Raw genomic sequence first — 21964 nt, forward strand, 5'->3', positions numbered from 1 at the left:
GACACCAACTGGCGGCGGCTGATTGCTGCCGAGTCGGGAATCCGCTCGATCCAGGCGTTCGACACGTCTGATCTTGCGACCCGGATCGCCGGCGAAGTGCCGCTGGGCGACAAGGCCAACGGTCACTTCAACGTCGACAGCTACATCGCGCCCAAGGACCAGCGCAAACTCGACCGCTTCATCGTCTTCGGCCTCGCTGCCGCCGAACAGGCGGTCGAGGATTCGGGCTGGAAGCCGCAGGACGAGGAAGGCCTTACCCGAACCGGCGTCATGATCGGCTCCGGTATCGGCGGCCTGCAGACCATCTACGAGACATCGCTGGTGCTCAAGGAGCGCGGACCGCGCCGGGTCAGCCCGTTCTTCATCCCGTCGGCCCTGATCAACCTCGTTTCCGGCCAGGTCTCGATCAAGTACGGCTTCAAGGGGCCCAACCATTCCGTCGTCACTGCGTGCGCCACCGGTGCCCACGCCTTGGGCGACGCAGCGCGACTCATCCAGCTCGAGGATGCCGACGTCATGGTGGCCGGCGGCGCCGAGGCTGCGATTTGCCGTATCGGCATCGCGGGCTTCAACGCCTGCAAGGCGCTCTCGACCGACTTCAACGACACGCCGACCCAGGCGTCGCGCCCGTGGGACAAGAAGCGCGACGGCTTCGTCATGGGCGAGGGTGCGGGCTGCGTGGTGCTCGAGGAATACGAGCACGCCAGGAAGCGCGGCGCCAAGATCTACGCCGAGATCATCGGCTATGGCCTTTCGGGTGACGCCTACCACATCACGGCGCCTTCCGAGGATGGCGACGGCGCGATGCGTGCCATGAAGGCGGCGCTGAAGCGCGGCAAGATCAACACCGACCAGATCGACTACGTGAACGCCCACGGCACGTCGACCATGGCCGACACCATCGAACTCGGCGCCGTGAAGCGGACCTTCGGCGAAGACGTGTACAAGCTTTCGATGTCGTCGACCAAGTCGGCCACCGGCCATTTGCTGGGTGCGGCCGGCGCCATCGAGGCGATCTATGCGATCAAGTCGATGAACGATCAGATCGTGCCGCCGACGCTCAATCTCGACGAGCCGGATGAAGGCTGCGACATCGACCTGGTGCCGAAGCAGGCCAAGCAGCGCAAGGTCCGCCATGTCCTCAGCAACTCGTTCGGTTTCGGCGGCACCAACGCGTCGTTGATTTTCGGCCCGGTTTGATCGCCGGAGGCTGAGGGTGCTCAGCTACTTCCGTTGGGTTCTCTTTTTCGTCGCGCTGTTCGCGACACTGATGGGTGGCGCCCTCTTCCTGGGGCACACGCTGCTCAACGCTCCTGGCCCCCTGGACAAGACCAAGAACGTCGTGATCCCGCGCGGCGCCGGCCCGGTGACCATGGCCAAGGTGCTGCAGGAGGAGGGCGTGATCGCCCACACCCGGCTGTTCCGTATCGCGCTGATGATCGATCCCGCCCCCAAGCCGATCAAGGCCGGCGAGTACGAGGTCCCTGCGCACACCTCGATGCGGGCCCTGGTCGACCTGCTGCAGTCGGGCAAGGTGGTTCAGCGCCGCCTCACCGTGCCGGAGGGCGTGACGACGGCGGAGGTCATCGAGCTGGTGCGCAAGACCGAGGCGCTGAGCGGCGAGATCACGCTCGACCTCAAGGAGGGTGACCTCCTGCCAGAGACCTACTTCTATTCGCGCGACGACACACGGGACGGACTTCTGTCGCGGATGAAGGAGGCAATGGAAAAGACCCTCGACGAGGCCTGGCGCAAGCGTGCCCCAGGCCTGCCGCTGGCGAACCGTCGAGAGGCTCTGGTGCTGGCGTCGATCATCGAGAAGGAGACCGCCATTCCGGCCGAGCGGGCCAGGGTGTCGGCGGTGTTCATCAACCGGCTGCGACGCCGAATGAAGCTCGAAAGCGATCCGACGACGATCTATGGCCTCACCGCAGGCAAGGCGCCGCTCAATCGCGAACTGACGCGCGTCGACCTGCAGTCGACGTCGCCGTACAATACATACTTCGTTGCCGGCTTGCCGCCGGGGCCGATCTGCAATCCCGGCCGTGCGTCGATCGTGGCGGCGACCAATCCGGCGCGCGACCGCTCGCTCTACTTCGTCGCCGACGGACAGGGCGGGCATGCCTTTGCCATGACGCTGCCCGAGCACAATCGCAACGTCGCACGCTGGCGCGAAATCCAGCGCGAACGCCTGGAACAGTCGCAGTCGCAGCCGCCGGCGCAGCAGGCACCGGCGCCCGTCAGGCAGTGAGCCATGCCGGCGATCCTCCTGGCGCTCATCGTGCTGGCGGCTGTGGCCTTCGGTATCGCCTGGTTCCTGAGGGCCAATCCTTCGACATTGGCTCGCCTGTTGCGGCCGATCCTCGTCGTCCTGGGCGCCATAGGTGTCGGCGGATTGCTGATCTTCGGATTGAGGTTTCTGCCCGGTCTGCTGCCCGAACTGATGGGTCTGGCGGGAGTCGTGATCGCGGCCCTGATTGCCCGGGCGGCGCGTCACCGGCCGTCCGGCGGGTTCAGCTCGCCGGGCACCGGGCAGCGGACCGAGGTTCGCACCGCGTTTCTTCAGGCGTGGATCGACCACGCCACCGGTGACGTCGGCGGCACGGTGTTGTCGGGCCGCTTCGCCGGCCGGACACTGGATTCACTCTCCGACAGCGATCTGCTCGGCTTGCATGCCGAATGTGCGTCCGATCCCGACTCCCTGAAAGTCCTGGAATCCTACCTCGATCGCCGGCTGGGCGGAGACTGGCGCAACGCCCGCCGTCCGCCGCCGTCGGGCCCTCGTGGCGACATGTCACGCGACGAGGCATTGGCTGTCCTGGGACTGGCCGAAGGCGCCACGATAGACGAGGTCCGGGCCGCCCACCGCCGTCTGATCCAGCGTATGCATCCGGACGTCGGTGGAAGCGCCGATCTGGCTGCCCGGATCAACCGGGCCAAGGACGTCCTGCTCGGGGGATGACCTTGCCAGCGCCTGCATCACCATGGCATCAACCGCCACCCTTCGCGTCACAATATCCTGCCGATGAACGAGGTCGATGAGCATGGCGCAGCGTGTCCGCAAAGCCGTTCTGCCGGTCGCCGGACTGGGCACCCGCTTTCTGCCCGCCACCAAGGCGATGCCGAAGGAAATGCTGACGGTCGTCGACCGGCCGCTCATCCAGTACGCCGTCGAGGAATGCCTGCAAGCGGGGATCGACGAGTTCGTGTTCGTCAGTGGTCGCAACAAGGTTGCGCTGGAGGATCACTTCGATCACGCCTACGAGCTCGAGATGACCCTGGAGCAGCGCAAGAAGGCGCCCGAACTCGCCGAGACCCAAGGCGCCACCATCAAGCCGGGCAATGCGATCTTCACGCGCCAGCAGAAGCCGCTCGGCCTCGGCCATGCGGTGTGGTGCGCGCGCCACTGGATCGGTCGCGAGCCATTCGCGGTTTTGCTGCCGGACGAGCTCACGCTCGATACGCCGAGTTGCATCGGCCAACTGGCCCAGGCGCACGAGAAGACCGGCGGCAGCGTGGTTGCCGTAATGGACGTGCCGCGCGAGCAGACCAAGAGCTATGGTATCGCCGCTGTGAAAGCGGAAAAGAACGGGCTGGCCGAGATAACCGGCATGGTCGAGAAGCCCAGGCCCGAGGAAGCGCCATCGACCTTGGCGCTGATCGGACGCTATGTGCTGTTGCCTGAGGTCTTCGATCATCTCGATCGCCACGAGACCGGCGCCGGTGGCGAAATCCAGCTGACCGACGCCATGGCGAAGATGATTGGCCATTCGCCGTTCCACGCCCTGCGCTACACCGGGCGGCGCTACGATTGCGGTACCCGGCTCGGTTTCCTCGAGGCCAACGTCGCCATTTCGCTGCGCCGGACGGACACCAAGGCCGAGAGCCTTGCCTTGATCGAACGCTTGATGAAAGGCTGACGACATGCGCATTGCCATGATCGGTTCCGGCTATGTCGGACTCGTGTCCGGCGCGTGCTTCGCCCAGTTCGGCCATGACGTCATGTGCGTCGACAAGGACGCCGACAAGATCGCCCGGTTGCGCAAGGGCGAGATGCCGATCTACGAACCGGGCCTCGACAAGCTCGTGACCGACAATATGCGTGCCGGCCGTCTCGACTTCAGCACCAACCTCGCCGATGCCGTGGGGAATGCCGATGCCGTGTTCATTGCTGTTGGCACGCCGACCCGGCGCGGCGACGGTCACGCCGACCTGAGTTACGTCTACGCCGCGGCGGCGGAGATCGCCGAGGCGATCCGCGGCTATACCGTCGTGGTCACCAAGTCGACGGTGCCGGTCGGGACCGGTCGCGAGGTCGCGCGCATCATCCGCGAGGCCCGGCCGGCGACCGACTTCGACGTCGCCTCCAATCCGGAGTTCCTGCGCGAGGGCGCGGCGATCGAGGATTTCATGAAGCCCGACCGGGTGGTCATCGGTGTCGAGAGTCAGCGCGCGCGCGACGTGATGGCGGCGATCTACCGGCCGCTCAACCTGATCCAGACGCCGATGGTGTTCACCAACATCGAGACGGCGGAGGTGACCAAGTACGCCGGCAATGCCTTCCTCGCGACCAAGATCACCTTCATCAACGAGATCGCCGATCTCTGCGAGAAGGTCGGCGCCGACGTCCACGATGTGGCGCGCGGCATCGGGCTCGATGGCCGCATCGGGCGGAAGTTCCTCCATCCGGGCCCGGGCTTCGGCGGATCGTGCTTCCCTAAGGACACGCTGGCGCTGGCCTACACCGCGCGCGAGGCCGATGCGCCGCAGACGATCGTGGAGCAGGTGATCGAGGTCAACAACGCGCGCAAGAAGCGGATGGCCAAGAAAGTCATCGATTTCTGTGGCGGCTCGGTGGCGGGCCTCAGGATCTGCGTGCTCGGCGTCACCTTCAAGGCCAATACCGATGACATGCGCGATGCGCCTTCGCTCGACATCGTGCCGGCCTTGATGGCCGCCGGTGCGGAGATCGTGGCGTTCGACCCCGAAGGAATGAAGGAGGCTGCCCGCATGCTGCCGGGCGTCACCTTTGCCAGGACCGCCTACGAGGCAGCCAGCGACGCCGACGTGCTGGTGGTCATCACCGAATGGCACGAGTTCCGTGGCCTCGATCCCAGACGCCTCAAGGAGGCGATGCGCCAGCCCCGTATCGTCGACCTGCGCAACATCTTCAATCCCGACGAAATGCGCGGCCTGGGCTTTGCCTACGAGGGGATCGGCCGTCCCCAGCCGCGCACCTAGCCATCAACGTTTCCTCCGGAGTCATTTCATGAGCCAGACGGCCCACAAGTTCGACCCCAGCATCCTGCGCGAGTACGACATTCGCGGAATCGTGGGCGGCACGGTGCATGCTGCGGATGCACGCGCCATCGGCCGGACGCTCGGCACCCTGGTCCGCCGCAAGGGTGGCAAGCATGTCGCCTTGGGATACGACGGCAGACTGAGCTCGCCGGAACTCGCGGCGGCCTGCATCGAGGGCCTGACGTTGGCGGGCATCAACGTCACCAACATCGGCCTCGCCGCGACGCCCATGCTCTACTTCTCCGTCTATCACCTCGATGCCGACGGCGGCATCATGATCACGGGGTCGCACAATCCGCCGGACTACAACGGCTTCAAGATGATGATGGGCAAGAAGTCGTTCTTCGGGGCCGACATCCAGACCCTGGGCGCGATGGCAGGCAAGGCCGACTGGGAGAGCGGGCAGGGCAAGGCCGAGAAGAAGAACATCCTGGCTGACTATGCCGCGCGGCTGCTGAGGGACGTGAAGCCGGGCAAGAAACTCAAGGTCGCCTGGGACACCGGCAACGGTGCCGTGGGCGTTTCGATCCGCGCCGTCGTCGACAAACTGCCGGGCGAGCATTTCGTGCTGAACGAGAAGGTCGACGGCACGTTTCCCTCGCATCATCCCGACCCGACAGTGCCGAAGAACCTCGAGCAGCTCATTGCCGAGGTCAAGAAGCGCGGCTGCGACCTCGGCATCGCCTTCGACGGCGACGGCGACCGCATCGGCGCCGTCGATGGCAAGGGGCGTATCCTGTGGGGTGACCAGCTCCTCGTGCTGTGGTCGCGCGACGTGCTGAAGACCCATCCCGGCGCCACCATCATCGCCGACGTCAAGGCAAGCCAGGTCCTGTTCGACGAGATCGCCAAGGCGGGCGGCAAGCCGATGATGTTCAAGACCGGCCATTCGCTGATCAAGAGCAAGATGGCCGAGATCGGCGCGCCGCTTGCGGGCGAGATGAGCGGCCATGTCTTCTTTGCCGACACTTTCTACGGCTTCGACGACGCACTCTACTGCGGCCTGCGTCTGCTCAACATCGTGGCCAACGCCCGAGAAAGCCTGGCCGACATGCGTGATGCCCTGCCGCAGCCGGTGAACACGCCGGAACTGCGGTTCGATTGTGCCGACGATCGCAAGTTCGGCGTCGTCGATGAGGTCAAGGCGCGATTGCTGAAGGCCGGTGCCAAACTCTCCGACATCGACGGCGTGCGCGTGAGCACGGCGGACGGCTGGTGGCTGCTGCGCGCCTCGAACACCCAGCCGGTGCTGGTGGCCCGCTGCGAGGCCGCCGACGAGGCGGGCCTCCAGCGGCTCATGGTCGACCTCAAGGCGGCTCTGGCGGCGAGCGGCGTCAGCCTGCCCGACGATGCTTCGGGCGGCCATCATTGATGCGGTTCTTCTTCTACGGCACGCTTCTCGATCATGACGTCGCCGCGGTCGTTCTCGGACGGCGGCTGCCGCCCAATGCCTATGTGCCTGCCAGTCTGCCGGGGCATGCGCGGCGGCGGGCCAAGGGCGCCAGCTATCCTGTGGTCATTCCCGATCCACGCGGCGAGGTGCCGGGAGTGATCGTCGGAGGCTTGAGTGCCCGCGATGTGGAGCATCTAACGGTCTACGAGGGGCCGGGTTACCGGATCGTCCCGTTAAGGGTTCGTTCGCACGGAAAGCTGGAGACGGTAACGGTGTTTGAGCCGGTGGTCAGTCGCCTGCAGCCGAGCCAAGATCCCTGGGACCTGGCGCTCTGGCAGCGCCGCCACAAGCGTGCATTCGTGCAGCGGCTGCGCCGCGCCTTCAGCGGGCGCCCGGTGTATTCCAGGCAGTGATCTGCAGCGGCGAGCAGTAGATCTTCTGCTTCTCGAGGCGCTTGCAGCCATCGACCGCCTGTTCCTGCGAGAGATTGGTCAGACGGGCACGATGGAAGACCTTGCTCGCCATTTGTATCTCGTCGATGGTCGCCGCGGCGGTCGAGCGCGTGGCGCTGGGCAGGGCGGTGGAGGCGCGCTCCAAGGCGAGTTGGGCGGATTGCGGCTCGTTGAACGACCCGACCTGGATAACCCAGCTTCCGAGCGAGCGATTTTCCGCTTCGGGCGGCGCGGGAACGGCCGGGCCGGCGACCCGGTTTGCTGCGGCCTGGGGCGCCGCTGCGGGCGGGGGTGGCGGCTCGGCCTTGGCCACGGCAACAGCACGCGGGGCCTCCTGAATGACGGCACCCGGAACGAACTGGGCGGCACTGTAGCGGGCCGAGGGCGGCTTGCGGATCGAGGTCCAGGGCGAGACGCCCATGGCCTGGGCGCTGGCGAAGCCGCGGTCCATCAATTCGGCCATCAGGCGGTCACGGCGGCTGGCGCTCTCGCCGCCCATTACGACGCCGATCAGTCGCCGGTTGTCGCGCATGGCCGACATCACGAGATTGAAGCCGGAGGCGGCGGTGTAGCCGGTCTTCAGGCCGTCGGCGCCATCGTAGCTGCCGAGCATGCGATTGTGATTGTCGAGCGGCCGTCCGCGGTAGGTGTAGCTCTGGACGGAGAACACCGCATAGTAATGCGGATAGTCGCGCATCAGGGCGTTGGCGAGGCGGGCGAGGTCGCGCGCGGTCGTGACCTGCTCGCGATTGGGTAGGCCGGAAGCATTGCGGAACACGGTCGAACTCATGCCGAGCTGACGTGCCTTCTGGGTCATGAGGCGGGCAAAAGTCGGCTCGTCGCCGCCCAGCGCCTCGGCCAGGACGACCGCCGCATCGTTTGCCGATCGGGTCACGAGGGCCATCGTGACATCGCGCACGTTGACCGACCCACCGGGCGTCAGGCCCATCTTGGTCGGCGGCGCATTCAAGGCATTCGACGACACCGGCAGGGCGTCGCCCAGCGCCAGGCGGCCGGAGTCGAGCGCCGAGAAGGTGAGGTAGATCGTCATCAGCTTGGTGAGTGACGCCGGATGGCGCAATTCATCAGCCTGATCGGAAGCGATCTCACGACCACTGGTCGCATCGACGATCAGGTAGGCGGTCTTGCCGGAGACCGAGGGGTTGGGCACCCACGGCGAGGGGTTGTGGACAATGGCCTTGGCGGCGGCACGCGCCTTGGATGGCGGCGCGGCGCGCTTCGTCGAGGCCGATTGGGCATCGGCAGTCGACGGGGCGGCAATTGCACCAACAAAAAGAAGGCCGACGGCCAGCCGGGAAAGGCCGACCGCGATGCACTTGAGGGGAAAAGTCATCGCCAGTTATGCCATTACATTTATGTCAATATTCTTGTGCCCCGCCAACGTGTTAGGGGCAATTCCTCGGAGATTACTAAAGTTTGTGGGGTTATGCAACTTTCCCCGCCGTGCTCCCGCCCAAGTTGGTTCGGAAACTGCATCGAACGATATAGGATGGCCTACGATGAAGTGGATGGTCACGGCAACGGTCGGGGTGGCGCTTATTGCAGCCGCCGGCGGCGCGTCGGCGCAGCGGGCGGACCGCAACGTCGAACAGCCGATCGCCCGCAGTTTCAATTGGTTCGCCTACGTCGGCGCCAAGGATATCCGGGAAGCCTGCAAGCCCGGTGGCCGCAATCGCGTCCGCCTAATCTACAACGCCCTCTACGACGAGCAGGTCCGGACATACGAGATCTTTCTGCAGCCGGACGGCATCGCCGGCATGAACATCGGCGTGCTGGCCGATCAGGGCAATGTCAGCAATCTGGTGATCGGCAATGCCGCCGACGTGCTCAGCCCGTGGAGCATGAAGCGTGGCGAGCGCCTTCTGAGCGTCGACGAAACCCGGGAACTCGTGGGGTTGTTGGAGGCAAGTGCTGCCTTCGGCCCGCCGCGCGATGGACTCAGGCTGCCCGACAACGACTTCTGGTGGACGGTCGCCTCCTGCCGCAACGGCGTTTGGGGCTTCCAAGCCTATCACTACCCGACCGACGGCTTCGCCAATGTGAGGTTCGCGGAACGGCTTTTCGCCTGGGATACCGTGCCGGTGCCGGTCAACCGGCCGCGCAAGCTGGAACCGTCGAATCTCCGCCGCGACTGGAATGCCCCAATGTATCACGCCGGCACCGCCAATCGCTGGATGCTCGTGGTGGGGAAGGATGGGCTGAGGCCGAGGTAGCGAAAGCGCTTACGCTCCCTATATAATTGGAGGGCGTCTTCATCAGGAGTTTGAACCGGACGATGGTCTCTGCGCGTACCGCATGCGAATGGCGCCTCGAGGGCGATCGGCTGGGTGGGCCCAAGGAGCCACCGGGCGGGGAGCCGCCGGGAGGCCCGCCGCAGCAGCCGCCGCGCCGCGACGACGGGGACGGCGACAATGACGGGCGGACCGGGGCGCTGACGCTGACCCGGACGCGGACCAAGAAGCCGTCGATGTACAAGGTGCTGATGCTGAACGACGACTACACGCCGATGGAGTTCGTCGTCGACGTGCTGCAGCACATCTTTCAGAAGAATCGCGACGAGGCGACCCAGATCATGCTGCACGTCCACCAGAAGGGCGTCGGCATCTGCGGTGTCTATACCTACGAGATCGCCGAGACGAAGGTGACGCAAACGGTGGATTACGCCCGCAAGAACCAGCACCCTCTCCAGTGCACCTTGGAGAAAGAGTAGTTCGTAGAAGAGTAGTTCGTTTTTCCGTCGAGGGTGGTCCGATGTCCATGCTGTCCAAGAACCTCGAGAAGTCTCTTCACCGCGCGTTCGGCCTGGCCGGCGAGCGCCGACATGAATATGCGACGCTCGAGCACCTGCTTCTGTCGATGACGGAAGACGAGGACGCGATGCCGGTTCTCAAATCGTGCGGCGTCGATATCGATCGCCTGCGGCACGATCTCGAGACCTTCGTCGACAACCGTCTCAAGGGCATCGTCACCCAGACACCGAGCGAGCCGCTGCCGACCGCCGGCTTCCAGCGCGTCGTCCAGCGCGCCGCCGTCCACGTCCAGTCGTCGGGCCGCAACGAGGTGACGGGTGCCAATGTCCTGGTCGCCCTGTTCTCCGAGCGCGACAGCCACGCCGTGTCGTTCCTCGAGAACCAGGGTATGACCCGGCTCGATGCGGTCGACTACATCAGCCATGGCAAGGCCAAGGTTCCGGGCCGCGCCCGCACCCGCCGGGTCAGCGGCTCCGAGGAGGAGGGCGGCGGCGATGCCGCGGCCAAGCAGGGAAACGAGGCCCTGGCGGCCTATTGCGTCGATCTCAACCAGAAGGCGCGCGACGGCCGGGTCGACCCGCTGATCGGTCGCGAGTACGAGGTCGAGCGCACCATCCAGGTCCTGTGCCGCCGCACCAAGAACAACCCGCTCTATGTCGGTGAGCCCGGTGTCGGCAAGACCGCCATCGCCGAGGGGCTGGCGCGCAAGATAGTCGATGGCGAAGTGCCGGAAGTCCTGCGCGAGTCGGTGATCTACTCGCTCGACATGGGCGCCCTGCTGGCCGGCACGCGCTATCGCGGCGACTTCGAGGAGCGGCTGAAGGCGGTGCTGAGCGAGCTCAAGAAGAAGCCCAACTCGGTGCTGTTCATCGACGAGATCCACACCATCATCGGCGCCGGCGCCACGTCGGGCGGCTCGATGGATGCCTCGAACCTCCTGAAACCTTCGCTGCAGTCGGGCGAGCTGCGCTGCATCGGCTCGACGACCTACAAGGAATACCGCAACCACTTCGAGAAGGACCGCGCCCTGGTCCGTCGCTTCCAGAAGATCGACGTTGCCGAGCCCTCGGTCTCGGATGCGATCGAGATCATGCGGGGGCTGAAGCCGGTCTACGAGAAGCATCATCATGTGCTCTACACCGACGACGCCATCAAGGCGTCGGTAGAGCTGTCGGCACGCTATATCCACGACCGCAAGCTGCCCGACAAGGCGATCGACGTGATAGACGAGGTCGGCGCCGCCCAGATGTTGGTGGCTGCCGATCTGCGCAAGAAGACGATCGAGGTGACGGACATCGAAGAGATTGTCGCCAAGATCGCGCGCATCCCGCCCAAGAGCGTGTCCAAGGACGACGCAGAACTGCTGCGCAACATCGACCGCGATCTCAAGACCGTGGTGTTCGGCCAGGACCGGGCAATCGAGCATCTCGCCGCCTCGATCAAGCTGGCGCGCGCCGGCCTGCGCGCACCGGAGAAGCCGATCGGCAGCTATCTGCTGGCCGGCCCGACCGGCGTCGGCAAGACTGAAGTGACCCGCCAGCTCGCGCGCTTGCTCGGGCTCGAGCTGATCCGCTTCGACATGTCGGAGTACATGGAACGCCACAGCGTCTCGCGCCTGATCGGCGCACCACCGGGCTATGTCGGCTTCGACCAGGGCGGCCTGCTGACCGACAAGGTCAACCAGCATCCCCATTGCGTCGTGCTGTTCGACGAGATCGAGAAGGCGCATCCCGACGTCTTCAACGTCCTGCTGCAGGTGATGGACTACGGCAAGCTCACCGACCACAACGGCCGGACGGTGGATTTCCGCAACGTCATCCTGTGCATGACGACCAACGCCGGCGCCGCTGACATCGCGAAGCCGGCGCTGGGCTTCGGCCGAGAGCAGCGGCACGACGAGGACGACGATGCCATCAACCGGATGTTCTCTCCGGAATTCCGCAACCGGCTCGACGCCATCATCAAGTTCGCAAGCCTTGGGCCTGAGTCTATGGGCCGAGTCGTCGACAAGTTCGTGGCCGAGCTCGAGGTCCAGCTTGCCGACCGCAAGGTCTTCATCGAACTGAGTGACAGCGCCCGCCGTTGGCTGGCCGAAAAGGGCTACGACAAGACATTCGGCGCCCGGCCGCTCGGCCGCTTCATCCAGGAGCACATCAAGAAGCCGCTGGCCGAGGAGGTCTTGTTCGGTAAGCTTTCTACCGGTGGCACGGTGCGGGTTGACGTCGAGGGGCAGGGCGATTCGGCCAAGCTCGTCTTCGAGTTCCTGCCGCCTGAACGCGGCGCCTTGCCGCCGGCGAACCAGGAACCGGTGCTCGCACAGTAATGGTCAAGCCTCTCTGGCTCGCCTTCCGCGCCGCGGTGATCGCCACCGCGGTGTTCTGGGCATTGCTCACGATCGTCGACAAGTCCGGCTGGCAGATTCCCTATGGCCTGTCGGGGCTCACCGAGCCGCTTGTCTTCTTCGTCGTGTTCTTCTTCGGCGTGATGATGGCCAAGTAGGCGGTCAGCTCTCGTTCTCTTTCCTGAACGGCGAGTACTGCATCAACCCTTCGATCTCCTGCTCGACTGCCGGGCGTTCGCGGCTAAGGTAGTCGGCGACGGCGCGACGGAAGCCGGCGTCGGGAATCCAGTGCGCCGAATAGGTCGGCACCGGCAAATAGCCGCGCTGGATCTTGTGGTCGCCCTGGGCTCCGGCCTCGACCCGCTGAAGTCCGTGAGCCACGGCATAGTCGATCGCCTGGTAGTAGCAGGCCTCGAAATGCAGGAAGGCATGGCTCTCCAGGCAACCCCAGTAGCGCCCATAGAGCGTGTCGTCGCCCTTTAGATTGAGCGCGCCGCCGACCGGTCGGCCGTCGGCCTCGGCCATGACCAGCACGACCTTGTCGGCCATGGTGCTGCCCAGGATGTCGAAGAAGGCACGCGTCAGGTAGGGCGTACCCCACTTGCGCCCGCCGGTGTCCATGTAGAAGGCGAAGAAGGCATCCCAGTGCTCGGGCTTGATGTCGTCGCCGCTCAGCGCCCGGATGGTGAGGCCCTCGCGGCGCACTGCCTCGCGTTCCTTGCGGATCGCCTTGCGCTTGCGCGACGAGAGGGCGGCCAGGAAGTCGTCGAAGCTCTTGTAGCCTTCGTTGCGCCAGTGGAACTGTTGCCCCAGCCGCAGCAGCCAGCCGTGTTCGCCGAACTGCTTCCATTCGGTCTCCGTGCAAAAGGTGGCGTGGACCGAGCTGATGCCGTTGTCGCCGGCGATCTTGGCCAGCATGTCGATCATTGCGTCGCGCACACCGTCGGCGAGAGGCCCCGGCCGCGCGAACAGGCGCGGCCCCGGGACCGGGGTGAACGGAATCGCGGCCTGGAGCTTGGGATAGTAGCGGCCGCCGGCGCGCTCGAAGGCCTGCGCCCAACCGTGATCGAAGACGTACTCGCCCTGCGAATGGCCTTTGACGTAGAGTGGCACCGCGCCCAGCAGCCCGCCTTCGGAGCCTTCAGCCAGCAGATACTGCGGTTGCCAGCCGGTGCGCCACCCGACCGACTTCGAGTCCTCCAGGGCCTTCAGGAAACGGTAGCTCAGGAACGGATTGCCGCCCGATCCCGGCGCCAGCGCACAGGCATCCCATTGCAGAGGATCGACCGCGGCAAGCGTGTCCGCGACACGCAGGCCGATCGTCGGGGAGTCATCCGGCATGAACCGAGCATAGCGTGAATCGTGCCAGGGTGAGCCTAAAACCGCCTCGGAATCTTACTCGGCTGGTTTGTGCCTTCGAGCGACGTCGTCGGCGGATCGGCTGAACCGCTTTTTGGTCCAGGCGCCAATCCGGTCGATGTAGATCAGCATGACCGGCACGACGACCAGGGTGAGGAGCGTCGAGCTGATCAGGCCGCCGATCACCGCATGCGCCATCGGCGCGCGCTGGCTGGCGCCTTCGCCCAGGCCCAGCGCCAGGGGCATCATGCCGAACACCATGGCAAGCGTGGTCATCAGGATCGGCCGGAGGCGGATCATGCCGGCTTCGAGCAAGGCCTCGTTGACCGGCGTGCCGCGGGCCCGCGACTGATTGAAGAAATCGACCAGCAGAATGGCATTCTTGGTGACAAGGCCCATCAGCATGATGAAGCCGATGGCGCTGAAGATGTTGAGCGTGGTGCCGGCGATCAACAACCCCAGGAACACGCCGATCAATGACATCGGCAATGACATCATGATGGCGATGGGCTGCAGGAAGCTGCCGAACTGCGAGGCCAGGATCAGGTAGATCAGGATGACCGCCAGCAGCAGCGCCTGGCCGGCATAGGCGGCGCTTTCTGCCATGTCCTTGGTCGAGCCGCCGAAGACGAAGCGGTAGCCTGGCGGCAGCTTGGTTTCGGCCAGGATCTTCTGCAGGTCGCTGCTGGCTTCGCCGGTCGACCGGCCCGAGACGTTGGCGGTTATCTGGACCTCGCGGTTGAGGTCGCGACGGTTGATCTGGGAGGCGCCGACGTCGTCGATGATGTCGGCGATCTGGGCGATGTGGACCATCCGTGGCAAGCCGGTCGGCTCGAAGCCGGCGGTGAACCAGATGCGTTGCAGGTCGGCGACGCCGGTGCGCTCGTCGACCGGCAGTCGGACCATGACGGTGTAGTTTTCGCCGTCGGGGGCCCGCCACAGGCTCGTCTCGTCGCCGGCGAACAGTGGCCGCAGGGACTGCGCCACCTGGACCGAGCCGAGGCCGAGGTCGGAGGCAGCATCGCGCCGCAACCGCACCGACAGCACCGGCTTGGCAGCTTTCAGGTTGCGGTCGAGGTCGACGATGCCCGGAATGGCCGCGGCGCGGCGCATCACCTCCTGCGACAGCGTGTCGAGCACGGCGGTGTCGGGTCCCTGGAGCGACAGTTGGAGTTGCTTCTGCACACCGCCGCCGGGGCCGCCCGGAATGTTGATCGACACCAGCACGCCGGGGATGCCGGCCAGGCGCTCGCGGATCGGCTGGGCGAGCTGCTCGGGCGAGCGCTTGCGCTCCTTGATGGGCTTCAGGCGGAGATAGAGGCTCGCCTGGTTCTTGCCGTTGGCATAGCCGGTATTGACGGTGCCGTAGGTATAGGCGACCTCGGGAATCTCGCGCACCGCTGCATCGACCTGATTGAGCTTGGCCGTCGTATATTCGAGCGACGATCCGATCGGGGTCTCGATGCTCACGACCTGCTCGCCGAGATCGGCCTGGGGAACGAACTCAAAGCCGATGTACTTCGGCAGGGCGAAGCTGCCGACGAAGGTGCCGAGCGCGATCAGCAGGGTGATCTTGGGCCAGCGCAGCGACCAGCCGAGGATCGCCCGGTAGAGGTTGTTGGCGCGATCCTGCGTCGCGTTCACGATCCGGGCGAAGCGGCCGGTGCCGTGCGCCTGCGGGTCGTACCAGATGCTCGACAGCATCGGGTCGAGCGTGAAGGACACGAACAGAGAGATCAGCACCGCCGCCGAGACCATGACGCCGAACTGGAAGAAGAAGCGGCCGATGATGCCGCCCATGAAGGCAACCGGCAGGAACACCGCGACGATACAGAAGGTCGTCGCCAGCACCGCGAGCCCGATTTCGTTGGTGCCGTCGATCGCGGCCTGGCGGTGTGTTTTGCCGAAGCCGATATGGCGCATGATGTTCTCGCGCACCACGATGGCATCGTCGATGAGGATGCCGATGGCGAGGCTGAGCGCCATCAGAGTCAGCACGTTCAGCGTGAAGCCAAACGCCGCCATCACCATGAAGGCGCCGAACACGGAGATGGGAAGCGCCAGGCCGGTGATCACCGTGCTGCGCCACGAGTGCAGGAACAGGAACACGATGGCGATGGTGAGCAGGCCGCCTTCGATCATCGTCTGCTGGACGTTGCTGACCGAGTTCTGGATGCCGCGCGAGCTGTCGCGCACGATCTCGAGCTTGACGTCGGGCGGCACGACGGCCTGAAGATCGGCAACTGCCCGGCGTACGCCGCGGGCGACCTCAATGGTGTTCGAACCCTGCGTCTTGACCACATCGATGGCCAGCGCCCGCTCGCCGTTCTGGGTGGCAACGCTCTCGAGTTCCTGCTGGCCGTCGACCACGGTCGCGACCTGCCGCAGGTAGACCGGGGCGAGGCCGCGGCGAGCCACGATCAGGTCGGCGAAGTTGCCGGGCTCGGCGACGCGGCCGGTGACCTCGATGATGCGGTCGTCGTTGCCGCGCGCGACGTTGCCGGCGGGGAAATTCTGGTTCTCGTCCCGGATTGCCCGCATGATGTCGTTGACGCCGACCCGCAGAGAATGCATGCGGCCGGGATCAAGTTCGATGTTGATCTGACGCTTGACGCCGCCGGCGATGGTGGCGCGCCCGACGTCGCGCACGGTCTGCAGGCGCTTGACGATGAGCTGGTCGGCGAGCGTCGTCAGGTCGCGCACCGAACGGATGTCGGAGCGCACCGCGATCGACACGATCGGCTGGTCGTCCGGATTGAAGCGCTGGATCAGCGGTTCCTTGATCTCCGGCTTGAAGGCGGCGCGGACCTGCTGGACCTTCTCGCGGACGTCCTGCATGGCGATGGACGACTGAACCGAGAGCTCGAACTCGGCGACGACGATCGAGCGACCCTCAAGCGATCGCGACGTGAGCGTCTTGAGCCCGGCGATCGCGTTGACCGATTCCTCGATCTTGCGGCTGATCTCGGTTTCGACCGTTTCCGGTGAGGCGCCAGGGTACTCGGTCGTGACGACGACGATGGGAAAGTCGACATTGGGAAACTGGTCGACGCCGAGCTGGCGGTACGAGAACAGGCCCATCACCAGCAACGCCACCATCATCATGGTGGCGAAGACCGGATTGTCGACGGCGATCTGGGTGAGCTTCATCGCCGGGCGCCTACTTGGTCTCGATGACCTTGACCCTCTGCCCCGCCCGGAGGCCCGGCAGGGGCGCGGAGACGATCTGCATGCCTGAGTCCAGGCCCTTCACCTCGACCAATTCGCCCCGCGACCAGGTGCGCACCGCGCCGACGGGCTTGCGCACGAGGACGCCGTTCTCGATGGCCAGCACGAAGTCGCCGTGGTCGTCCTTGCGCATCGCCGAAGCGGGGACGGCCAAGGCATGGCTCTTTTCCTTAACGTTCACGGTGCCCATGGCGAACAGGCCGCCGCGCAGGCCTTCGTGCCGGTCGACAATCTCGACATAGACCGGGATCGAACGCGATCCTGCCTGGGTCGTCGGGCTGATGCGAGTGATGCGGCCGTCGAAGATGCGGTCGCCGAAACCTTCGAGTGTGACGGCGGCACGCTGGTCCACGCGCAGGCGCACGACGTCCGCAGCCGGCATCTGGGCCGAGATCTCGACATGGCTGGTGTCGAGCAACGCCAGGATCTTGCCGTCGATGGGCAGCGACTCGCCCTGATTGGCGAGGCGCTCGCCGACCACGCCGTCGAAGGGGGCGACCACCTGGGCGTCTGCGAGGTTCCTCATGGCGACTTCGAGCTGCGCCTCGGCGACGGCGACCATCGAGGATCTGTTCTCGGCCGTGGCACGCGCCTGGTCGGCGGCGGACTGCGAGACGATGTTGCGCGAGGCGAGCGATTCTTTGTCCGAACGGTCGCGGGCCGTCCACCTGGCGTCGGCGCGGGCGCCTTCCAGGGCCGAGCGCCGCTCGTTCACCTTGGCCTGCAGCTCGGCCGCTTCGAAGCGCGCCAGCACCTGGCCCTTGGTCACACGGTCACCCTCGCGCACCAGCACTTCGGCAAGGCGTCCGGGAACACGCGCCTTCACGATCGTCTGGTCGATGGGCTGGGTCGTGCCGGTGAATCGAACAGTATCGACCAGGCCGCGGGGGCTGATCGTGTGAAGTTCGGGCAGGATTAGTTCGATGACCGGGTCGGCCGCCTTGCCGGCCTGTGCGCTTGCGGCCTGGATCGATACACTACGGCCGCTCTTCCAGGCGACGGCACCTGCCGTGACAGCCAAGACAGCCACTGCAGCGGCGATCAGGATTGTGCGTCGGCTACTCATGGGCGGAGCCCCTTGAAGATGAAATCGAGGTAGGCGGCGTAGAACTGGTCGCTGCTGAGCGTGTTGGTCGGGTCGTAAGGCGCGAGCGACCGTTTCCAGACGGAGAACATGGCGAGTGGCTGGGCGAGGATGATCGCCGTGGTCTCGATATCCTCGATTTGCCGGAACTCCTTGCGCTGGACGCCGCGCCGTAGTGCACGGATGAAGAGTTCGCGTCCCCGCAGATCGAAATGGGCGCAGAAGAAGCGGGCCACGTCGGGAAAATTGCCGGCCTCGGCCAGGATCAGCTTCACCACGCCGCCGGCCGGACTTTCCTCGAAGGCCCTGAAGCCCAGGACCAACTCGCGCAACAGGTCTTCGCTCGTGCCCTGGAAGTGGTCGATCATGTCGGAGGCCTCGGCGAGAGGACCGCCGATGGCTTCGGTGATCACTGCCTTGAACAGCTCTTCCTTGTTCTTGAAGTAGAGGTAGGGAAGGCCCTTGCTGACCGAGGCGGCCTTGGCCACGTCCTCGAGCTTGGTGGCGGCAAAACCCCGGGTAACGAACAACTCCAGCGCCGCGCGCGCAATCTCGGGCGCCCGATCCTCTGGCCGACGCGTGCGGGGCAAGGTCTCGGTCGGTGATGACGTGGTATTGACTGACTGGTCAGTATCCATATTCCGCTATGTAGAGGGGAATATGGCCGTCTTCAAGGCAGGCAAAAAAAGAGTCCGGCAGACCGAGGTCGCCGGACGCTTATTCAGTTTCGCCTTTCCACCTCCGCAAGCGGAGGCGTCGCGTTGGCATTTAATGCTCGTCTTCTGAAGGTGGCTTCCGGTGGGGCCCGTGAGGGCACCCACGCGGAAGCCGAAAGGCGTTTGGTTAGAGGGGCCAAAGTAAACTTTGGCCTACGCCCTTTCCTGTCTACTGCTTCTTCTTCTTAGCAGCCTTCTTCTTAGCAGCCTTTTTCTTAGCAGCCATAACTGTCTCCTATGGTTAGCATTGAGGTTCCCAACCGCGGGTTCCTCGGCTTACGCGGGGTACGCTTCGTCACACACGTCAACTGCAGCCAGTGGTGCCGCCGCAGGTCGTGCATTTGAGGCACGTCCCGTTGCGGACCATGGTGAAGTTGCCGCACTCCGGACAGGCATCGCCTTCAAAGCCCTTGAGCTTCGCCTCGAGGGCGAAGCCAAGGGCAGAAGAAGCTGCCTCTCCGATCGCGACGCCGACGACGGCCGCCTGGGCGTTGGACGCCAAAGCGACGGCTGGGCCGTCCGTCAGTCCTGTGGGCACGGGGCCGGCGGCGATCGCCTCGGAGGCGATCGCGACACTGCCGGCCGTTCGGCCATTCAACACATAAAGATTGCTGCGCACGAAGCCGACGCTGGCGATGCGGCTCACGGCGGCGGCGGCCGCCTGGGCCGCGTCCGTCCCTGAGCCCGGCAACTCGCCTTGCACTTCGCCGCGGCCGACGCCGTCGGGCCTGAGGTCGGCCTGCTCGACATGGGCAAGATCGTTGCGCCCGAGGTAGGAGATCGCCAGCTCTCGGAAGATGTAGTCGAGCACCGACGTCGACATCTTGATCGCGTCGTTGCCCTCGACCAGGCCAGACGGCTCGAAACGCGTGAAGGTATAGGCCTCGACGAATTCTTCGAGCGGCACGCCGTATTGCAGGCCGATCGAGATCGCGATGGCAAAATTGTTCATCAGGCTGCGGAAGGCGGCACCTTCCTTGTGCATGTCGACGAAGATCTCGCCGACCCGGCCGTCCTCGTACTCGCCGGTGCGCAGGTAGACCTTGTGGCCGCCGACGTTGGCTTTCTGGGTGTAACCCTTGCGGCGCTGCGGCAGCCGCTCGCGGCCTGCGCGCACTTCACGCTCGACGATCCGTTCGATGATGCGCTCGGCAATGATCGGGGCCCGCGCGGCAGGCGACAGTTCGGCGAGGTCGTCGTTGGCGGCCTTGTCGTCGCCCAGAGCCATCGCCGAGAGCGGCTGCGAAAGCTTGGAACCGTCGCGATAGAGCGCATTGGCCTTCAAGCCAAGCCTCCACGACATTTCATAGGCCTTGCGGCAATCCTCGACCGTAGCTTCATTGGGCATGTTGATGGTCTTGGAGATGGCGCCCGATACGAACGGCTGGGCTGCAGCCATCATGCGTATATGACTCTCCGCAGACAAGCTGCGTGTTCCATCTCGTCCACAGGGATTCGCACAATCGAATACCGGGAGATGTTCGCGCTTGAGGCCCGGTGCGCCCTCGAGCGTCATGGTCCCGCAGACGTGGATGTTGGCCTGCGCGATGTCGCCCTTGGAGAAGCCGAGGCAGGCCAGGACATCGAGCTTGGAGTCGGAGAGCGTGGCCTCGTCGAGACCAAGGACCTCGCGGCAGAAGGCGTCGCCCAGCGTGTAGCGCGAGAAGGCGAAGCGGATGTCGAAGGCGGTGACGATGGCCTTCTCGACGCGCGTCAGCGTCTCGGCATCGAAGCCGCGCGATGCCAGCGTTTCGTGGTTGATGGCCGGCGCGTCCTTGAGCGAGCCGCGCCCGACGGCGTAGTCCACGATACGGGCAATGGCTTCGGCGTCGTAGCCCAAGGTCTGCAGCGCCAGCGTGACCGTCTGGTTGATGATCTTGAAATAGCCACCGCCCGCCAGCTTCTTGAACTTGACCAGCGAGAAGTCGGGCTCGATGCCGGTGGTGTCGCAATCCATGACCAGCCCGATCGTACCGGTCGGCGCGATGACGGAGACCTGGGCATTGCGGAAGCCGTGGCGCTCGCCGAGGTCGAGGGCGCGATCCCAGACCCGCTGGGCGGCGGCGACGAGCCGGCCGTCCGGGCAATTGCCGGCATCCAGCGCGACCGGCACGGTCGCCAGGCCTTCATACCCGGCCGCCTCGCCATGGGCGGCGCGACGATGGTTGCGGACGACGCGGAGCATGGCATCGCGGTTGGCGGCAAAGCCGGGGAAGGGGCCCATCAGCCCCGCCATCTCGGCCGAGGCCGCATAGGCGGCGCCGGTCATGATCGCGGTCACAGCGCCGGCGATGGCGCGGCCGCGAGCGCTATCGTAGCCGAGCCCGGAGGCCATCAGCAGGGCGCCGAGGTTGGCGTAGCCGAGGCCGAGCGTGCGGTACTGGTAGGAGAGTTCGGCGATCGTGCGCGAGGGGTACTGCGCCATCATCACGGAGATCTCGAGCACGACTGTCCATAGCCGGGCAGCGTGTTCCAGCGCCGCGACGTCGAGCGCGCCATCGGCCTGGCGGAACCGCATCAGGTTCAGCGAAGCCAGATTGCAGGCCGTGTCGTCGAGGAACATGTACTCCGAGCACGGATTGGAGGCATTGATGCGCCCCGACGCCGGGCAGGTGTGCCAGTCGTTGATCGTGGTGTCGTACTGCACACCTGGATCGGCCGAGTGCCAAGCCGCTTCGGCGATGCGATCCCAGAGGTCGCGCGCGGCCACGGTCTTGACCGTCTTGCCGGTCGTGCGCGCGGTCAGGGACCAGTCGCGGTCGGCCTCGACGGCCCGCAGGAAGTCGTCGGTGACGCGGACGGAATTGTTGGCGTTCTGGCCCGACACCGAAATATAAGCTTCCGACTGCCAGTCGGTGTCGAACGCCGGGAATTCGATGTGGCGGTAACCCTGGCGGGCGAACTGGATGACACGCTGGATGTAATTCTCGGGCAGCTCCGCCTGCCGCGCCGCCACGATTTCACGGCGCAGCTTCGGGTTCTGCTTGGGGTCGAACGCCGCCTTGCCCTCGACTTCGGTGTCGAGACAGGCGCACATCACGGCATTGAGATGCCGGTCGGCCAGACGGGAGCCCGCGACCAGTGCCGCGACCTTCTGCTCCTCCAGCATCTTCCAGGCGATGAAGTCCTCGATGTCCGGATGGTCGATGTCGACGGTGACCATCTTCGCGGCACGCCGCGTCGTGCCACCCGACTTGATGGCGCCCGCTGCGCGGTCGCCGATCTTGAGGAAGGACATCAGGCCGGAAGAGTGACCGCCGCCGGACAGGCGCTCGCCTTCGCCGCGTAGCGCCGAGAAGTTCGAGCCCGTGCCGGAGCC

17 protein-coding genes are annotated in these 21964 nt (G+C 65.4%); 11 read left to right on the forward strand and 6 right to left on the reverse strand.

Features of this window, described 5'->3' with window-relative positions:
- The 7 genes from fabF to EPO55_RS19650 form a co-directional block, all read left to right on the forward strand.
- Positions 1-1200: beta-ketoacyl-ACP synthase II (gene fabF / locus EPO55_RS19620; protein WP_296338862.1), on the forward strand; the 1200-nt coding region annotated here is incomplete at its 5' end.
- 16 nt (positions 1201-1216) lie between these two features.
- Complete coding sequence (mltG, locus tag EPO55_RS19625) at positions 1217-2251, forward strand: endolytic transglycosylase MltG (protein WP_296338863.1); 1035 nt, start codon at positions 1217-1219, stop codon at positions 2249-2251.
- Positions 2252-2254: 3 nt separating this feature from the next.
- Positions 2255-2962, forward strand: coding sequence for a molecular chaperone DnaJ (locus EPO55_RS19630; RefSeq protein WP_296338864.1), 708 nt, complete (start codon positions 2255-2257; stop codon positions 2960-2962).
- An 82-nt stretch (positions 2963-3044) separates the two neighbouring features.
- Positions 3045-3920, forward strand: a complete 876-nt coding sequence (galU, locus tag EPO55_RS19635; protein WP_296338865.1) for a UTP--glucose-1-phosphate uridylyltransferase GalU — start codon at positions 3045-3047, stop codon at positions 3918-3920.
- 4 nt (positions 3921-3924) lie between these two features.
- Positions 3925-5241, forward strand: coding sequence for a UDP-glucose/GDP-mannose dehydrogenase family protein (locus EPO55_RS19640; protein ID WP_296338866.1), 1317 nt, complete (start codon positions 3925-3927; stop codon positions 5239-5241).
- A 28-nt stretch (positions 5242-5269) separates the two neighbouring features.
- Complete coding sequence (gene pgmG / locus EPO55_RS19645; protein ID WP_296338867.1) at positions 5270-6673, forward strand: phosphoglucomutase/phosphomannomutase PgmG; 1404 nt, start codon at positions 5270-5272, stop codon at positions 6671-6673.
- Positions 6673-7107: a gamma-glutamylcyclotransferase family protein gene (locus EPO55_RS19650; RefSeq protein ID WP_296338881.1), complete on the forward strand. Its 435-nt coding sequence runs from the start codon at positions 6673-6675 to the stop codon at positions 7105-7107. The genes pgmG and EPO55_RS19650 overlap by 1 nt, the downstream gene beginning before the upstream one ends.
- On the opposite strand, the gene EPO55_RS19655 is transcribed toward EPO55_RS19650, so the two are convergent.
- A complete protein-coding gene (locus EPO55_RS19655; RefSeq protein ID WP_296338868.1) occupies positions 7076-8500 on the reverse strand; it encodes a D-alanyl-D-alanine carboxypeptidase family protein in 1425 nt (474 codons plus the stop codon). The genes EPO55_RS19650 and EPO55_RS19655 overlap by 32 nt on opposite strands.
- Positions 8501-8666: 166 nt before the next feature.
- On the opposite strand from EPO55_RS19655, the gene EPO55_RS19660 reads away from it, so the two are divergent.
- The 4 genes from EPO55_RS19660 to EPO55_RS19675 all read left to right on the forward strand — a co-directional run bounded on the left by EPO55_RS19660 (position 8667) and on the right by EPO55_RS19675 (position 12416).
- Positions 8667-9380 (forward strand): hypothetical protein, encoded by a 714-nt coding sequence (locus EPO55_RS19660; RefSeq protein ID WP_296338870.1) that lies wholly within the window; start codon positions 8667-8669, stop codon positions 9378-9380.
- A gap of 218 nt (positions 9381-9598) precedes the next feature.
- A complete protein-coding gene (gene clpS, locus EPO55_RS19665; protein ID WP_296338882.1) occupies positions 9599-9877 on the forward strand; it encodes an ATP-dependent Clp protease adapter ClpS in 279 nt (92 codons plus the stop codon).
- Positions 9878-9918: 41 nt separating this feature from the next.
- On the forward strand, positions 9919-12240 hold the full coding sequence (gene clpA / locus EPO55_RS19670) for an ATP-dependent Clp protease ATP-binding subunit ClpA (RefSeq protein ID WP_296338871.1): 2322 nt from the start codon (positions 9919-9921) through the stop codon (positions 12238-12240).
- Positions 12240-12416, forward strand: a complete 177-nt coding sequence (locus tag EPO55_RS19675; protein ID WP_296338872.1) for a hypothetical protein — start codon at positions 12240-12242, stop codon at positions 12414-12416. The genes clpA and EPO55_RS19675 overlap by 1 nt, the downstream gene beginning before the upstream one ends.
- A 4-nt stretch (positions 12417-12420) precedes the next feature.
- Here EPO55_RS19675 and EPO55_RS19680 read toward each other — a convergent pair whose 3' ends face one another.
- The 5 genes from EPO55_RS19680 to EPO55_RS19700 form a co-directional block, all read right to left on the reverse strand.
- Positions 12421-13599, reverse strand: coding sequence for a GNAT family N-acetyltransferase (locus tag EPO55_RS19680; RefSeq protein WP_296338874.1), 1179 nt, complete (start codon positions 13597-13599; stop codon positions 12421-12423).
- A 54-nt stretch (positions 13600-13653) separates the two neighbouring features.
- A complete protein-coding gene (locus tag EPO55_RS19685) occupies positions 13654-16767 on the reverse strand; it encodes an efflux RND transporter permease subunit (RefSeq protein ID WP_296338876.1) in 3114 nt (1037 codons plus the stop codon).
- Positions 16768-16777: 10 nt separating this feature from the next.
- A complete protein-coding gene (locus EPO55_RS19690; RefSeq protein ID WP_296338877.1) occupies positions 16778-17911 on the reverse strand; it encodes an efflux RND transporter periplasmic adaptor subunit in 1134 nt (377 codons plus the stop codon).
- A complete protein-coding gene (locus tag EPO55_RS19695; protein WP_296338878.1) occupies positions 17908-18519 on the reverse strand; it encodes a TetR/AcrR family transcriptional regulator in 612 nt (203 codons plus the stop codon). Before EPO55_RS19695 ends, EPO55_RS19690 begins: the two co-directional genes overlap by 4 nt.
- 430 nt (positions 18520-18949) lie before the next feature.
- Positions 18950-21964, reverse strand: a 3015-nt coding sequence (locus EPO55_RS19700) for an adenosylcobalamin-dependent ribonucleoside-diphosphate reductase (protein ID WP_296338880.1), incomplete at its 5' end; no start/stop codon positions are given.

Origin of the sequence: Reyranella sp. (assembly GCF_004296935.1) — a bacterium.
Lineage (GTDB): Bacteria > Pseudomonadota > Alphaproteobacteria > Reyranellales > Reyranellaceae > Reyranella.

Excerpts from the sequence above, each read along its gene's own strand:
- EPO55_RS19630 (WP_296338864.1), top strand. The coding sequence starts at position 2,255 with ATGCCGGCGATCCTCCTGGCGCTCATCGTGCTGGCGGCTGTGGCCTTC.
- galU (WP_296338865.1), top strand. The coding sequence starts at position 3,045 with ATGGCGCAGCGTGTCCGCAAAGCCGTTCTGCCGGTCGCCGGACTGGGC.
- EPO55_RS19640 (WP_296338866.1), top strand. The coding sequence starts at position 3,925 with ATGCGCATTGCCATGATCGGTTCCGGCTATGTCGGACTCGTGTCCGGC.
- pgmG (WP_296338867.1), top strand. The coding sequence starts at position 5,270 with ATGAGCCAGACGGCCCACAAGTTCGACCCCAGCATCCTGCGCGAGTAC.
- EPO55_RS19650 (WP_296338881.1), top strand. The coding sequence starts at position 6,673 with ATGCGGTTCTTCTTCTACGGCACGCTTCTCGATCATGACGTCGCCGCG.
- EPO55_RS19655 (WP_296338868.1), bottom strand. The coding sequence starts at position 8,500 with ATGACTTTTCCCCTCAAGTGCATCGCGGTCGGCCTTTCCCGGCTGGCC.
- EPO55_RS19660 (WP_296338870.1), top strand. The coding sequence starts at position 8,667 with ATGAAGTGGATGGTCACGGCAACGGTCGGGGTGGCGCTTATTGCAGCC.
- clpA (WP_296338871.1), top strand. The coding sequence starts at position 9,919 with ATGTCCATGCTGTCCAAGAACCTCGAGAAGTCTCTTCACCGCGCGTTC.
- EPO55_RS19675 (WP_296338872.1), top strand. The coding sequence starts at position 12,240 with ATGGTCAAGCCTCTCTGGCTCGCCTTCCGCGCCGCGGTGATCGCCACC.
- EPO55_RS19680 (WP_296338874.1), bottom strand. The coding sequence starts at position 13,599 with ATGCCGGATGACTCCCCGACGATCGGCCTGCGTGTCGCGGACACGCTT.
- EPO55_RS19685 (WP_296338876.1), bottom strand. The coding sequence starts at position 16,767 with ATGAAGCTCACCCAGATCGCCGTCGACAATCCGGTCTTCGCCACCATG.
- EPO55_RS19690 (WP_296338877.1), bottom strand. The coding sequence starts at position 17,911 with ATGAGTAGCCGACGCACAATCCTGATCGCCGCTGCAGTGGCTGTCTTG.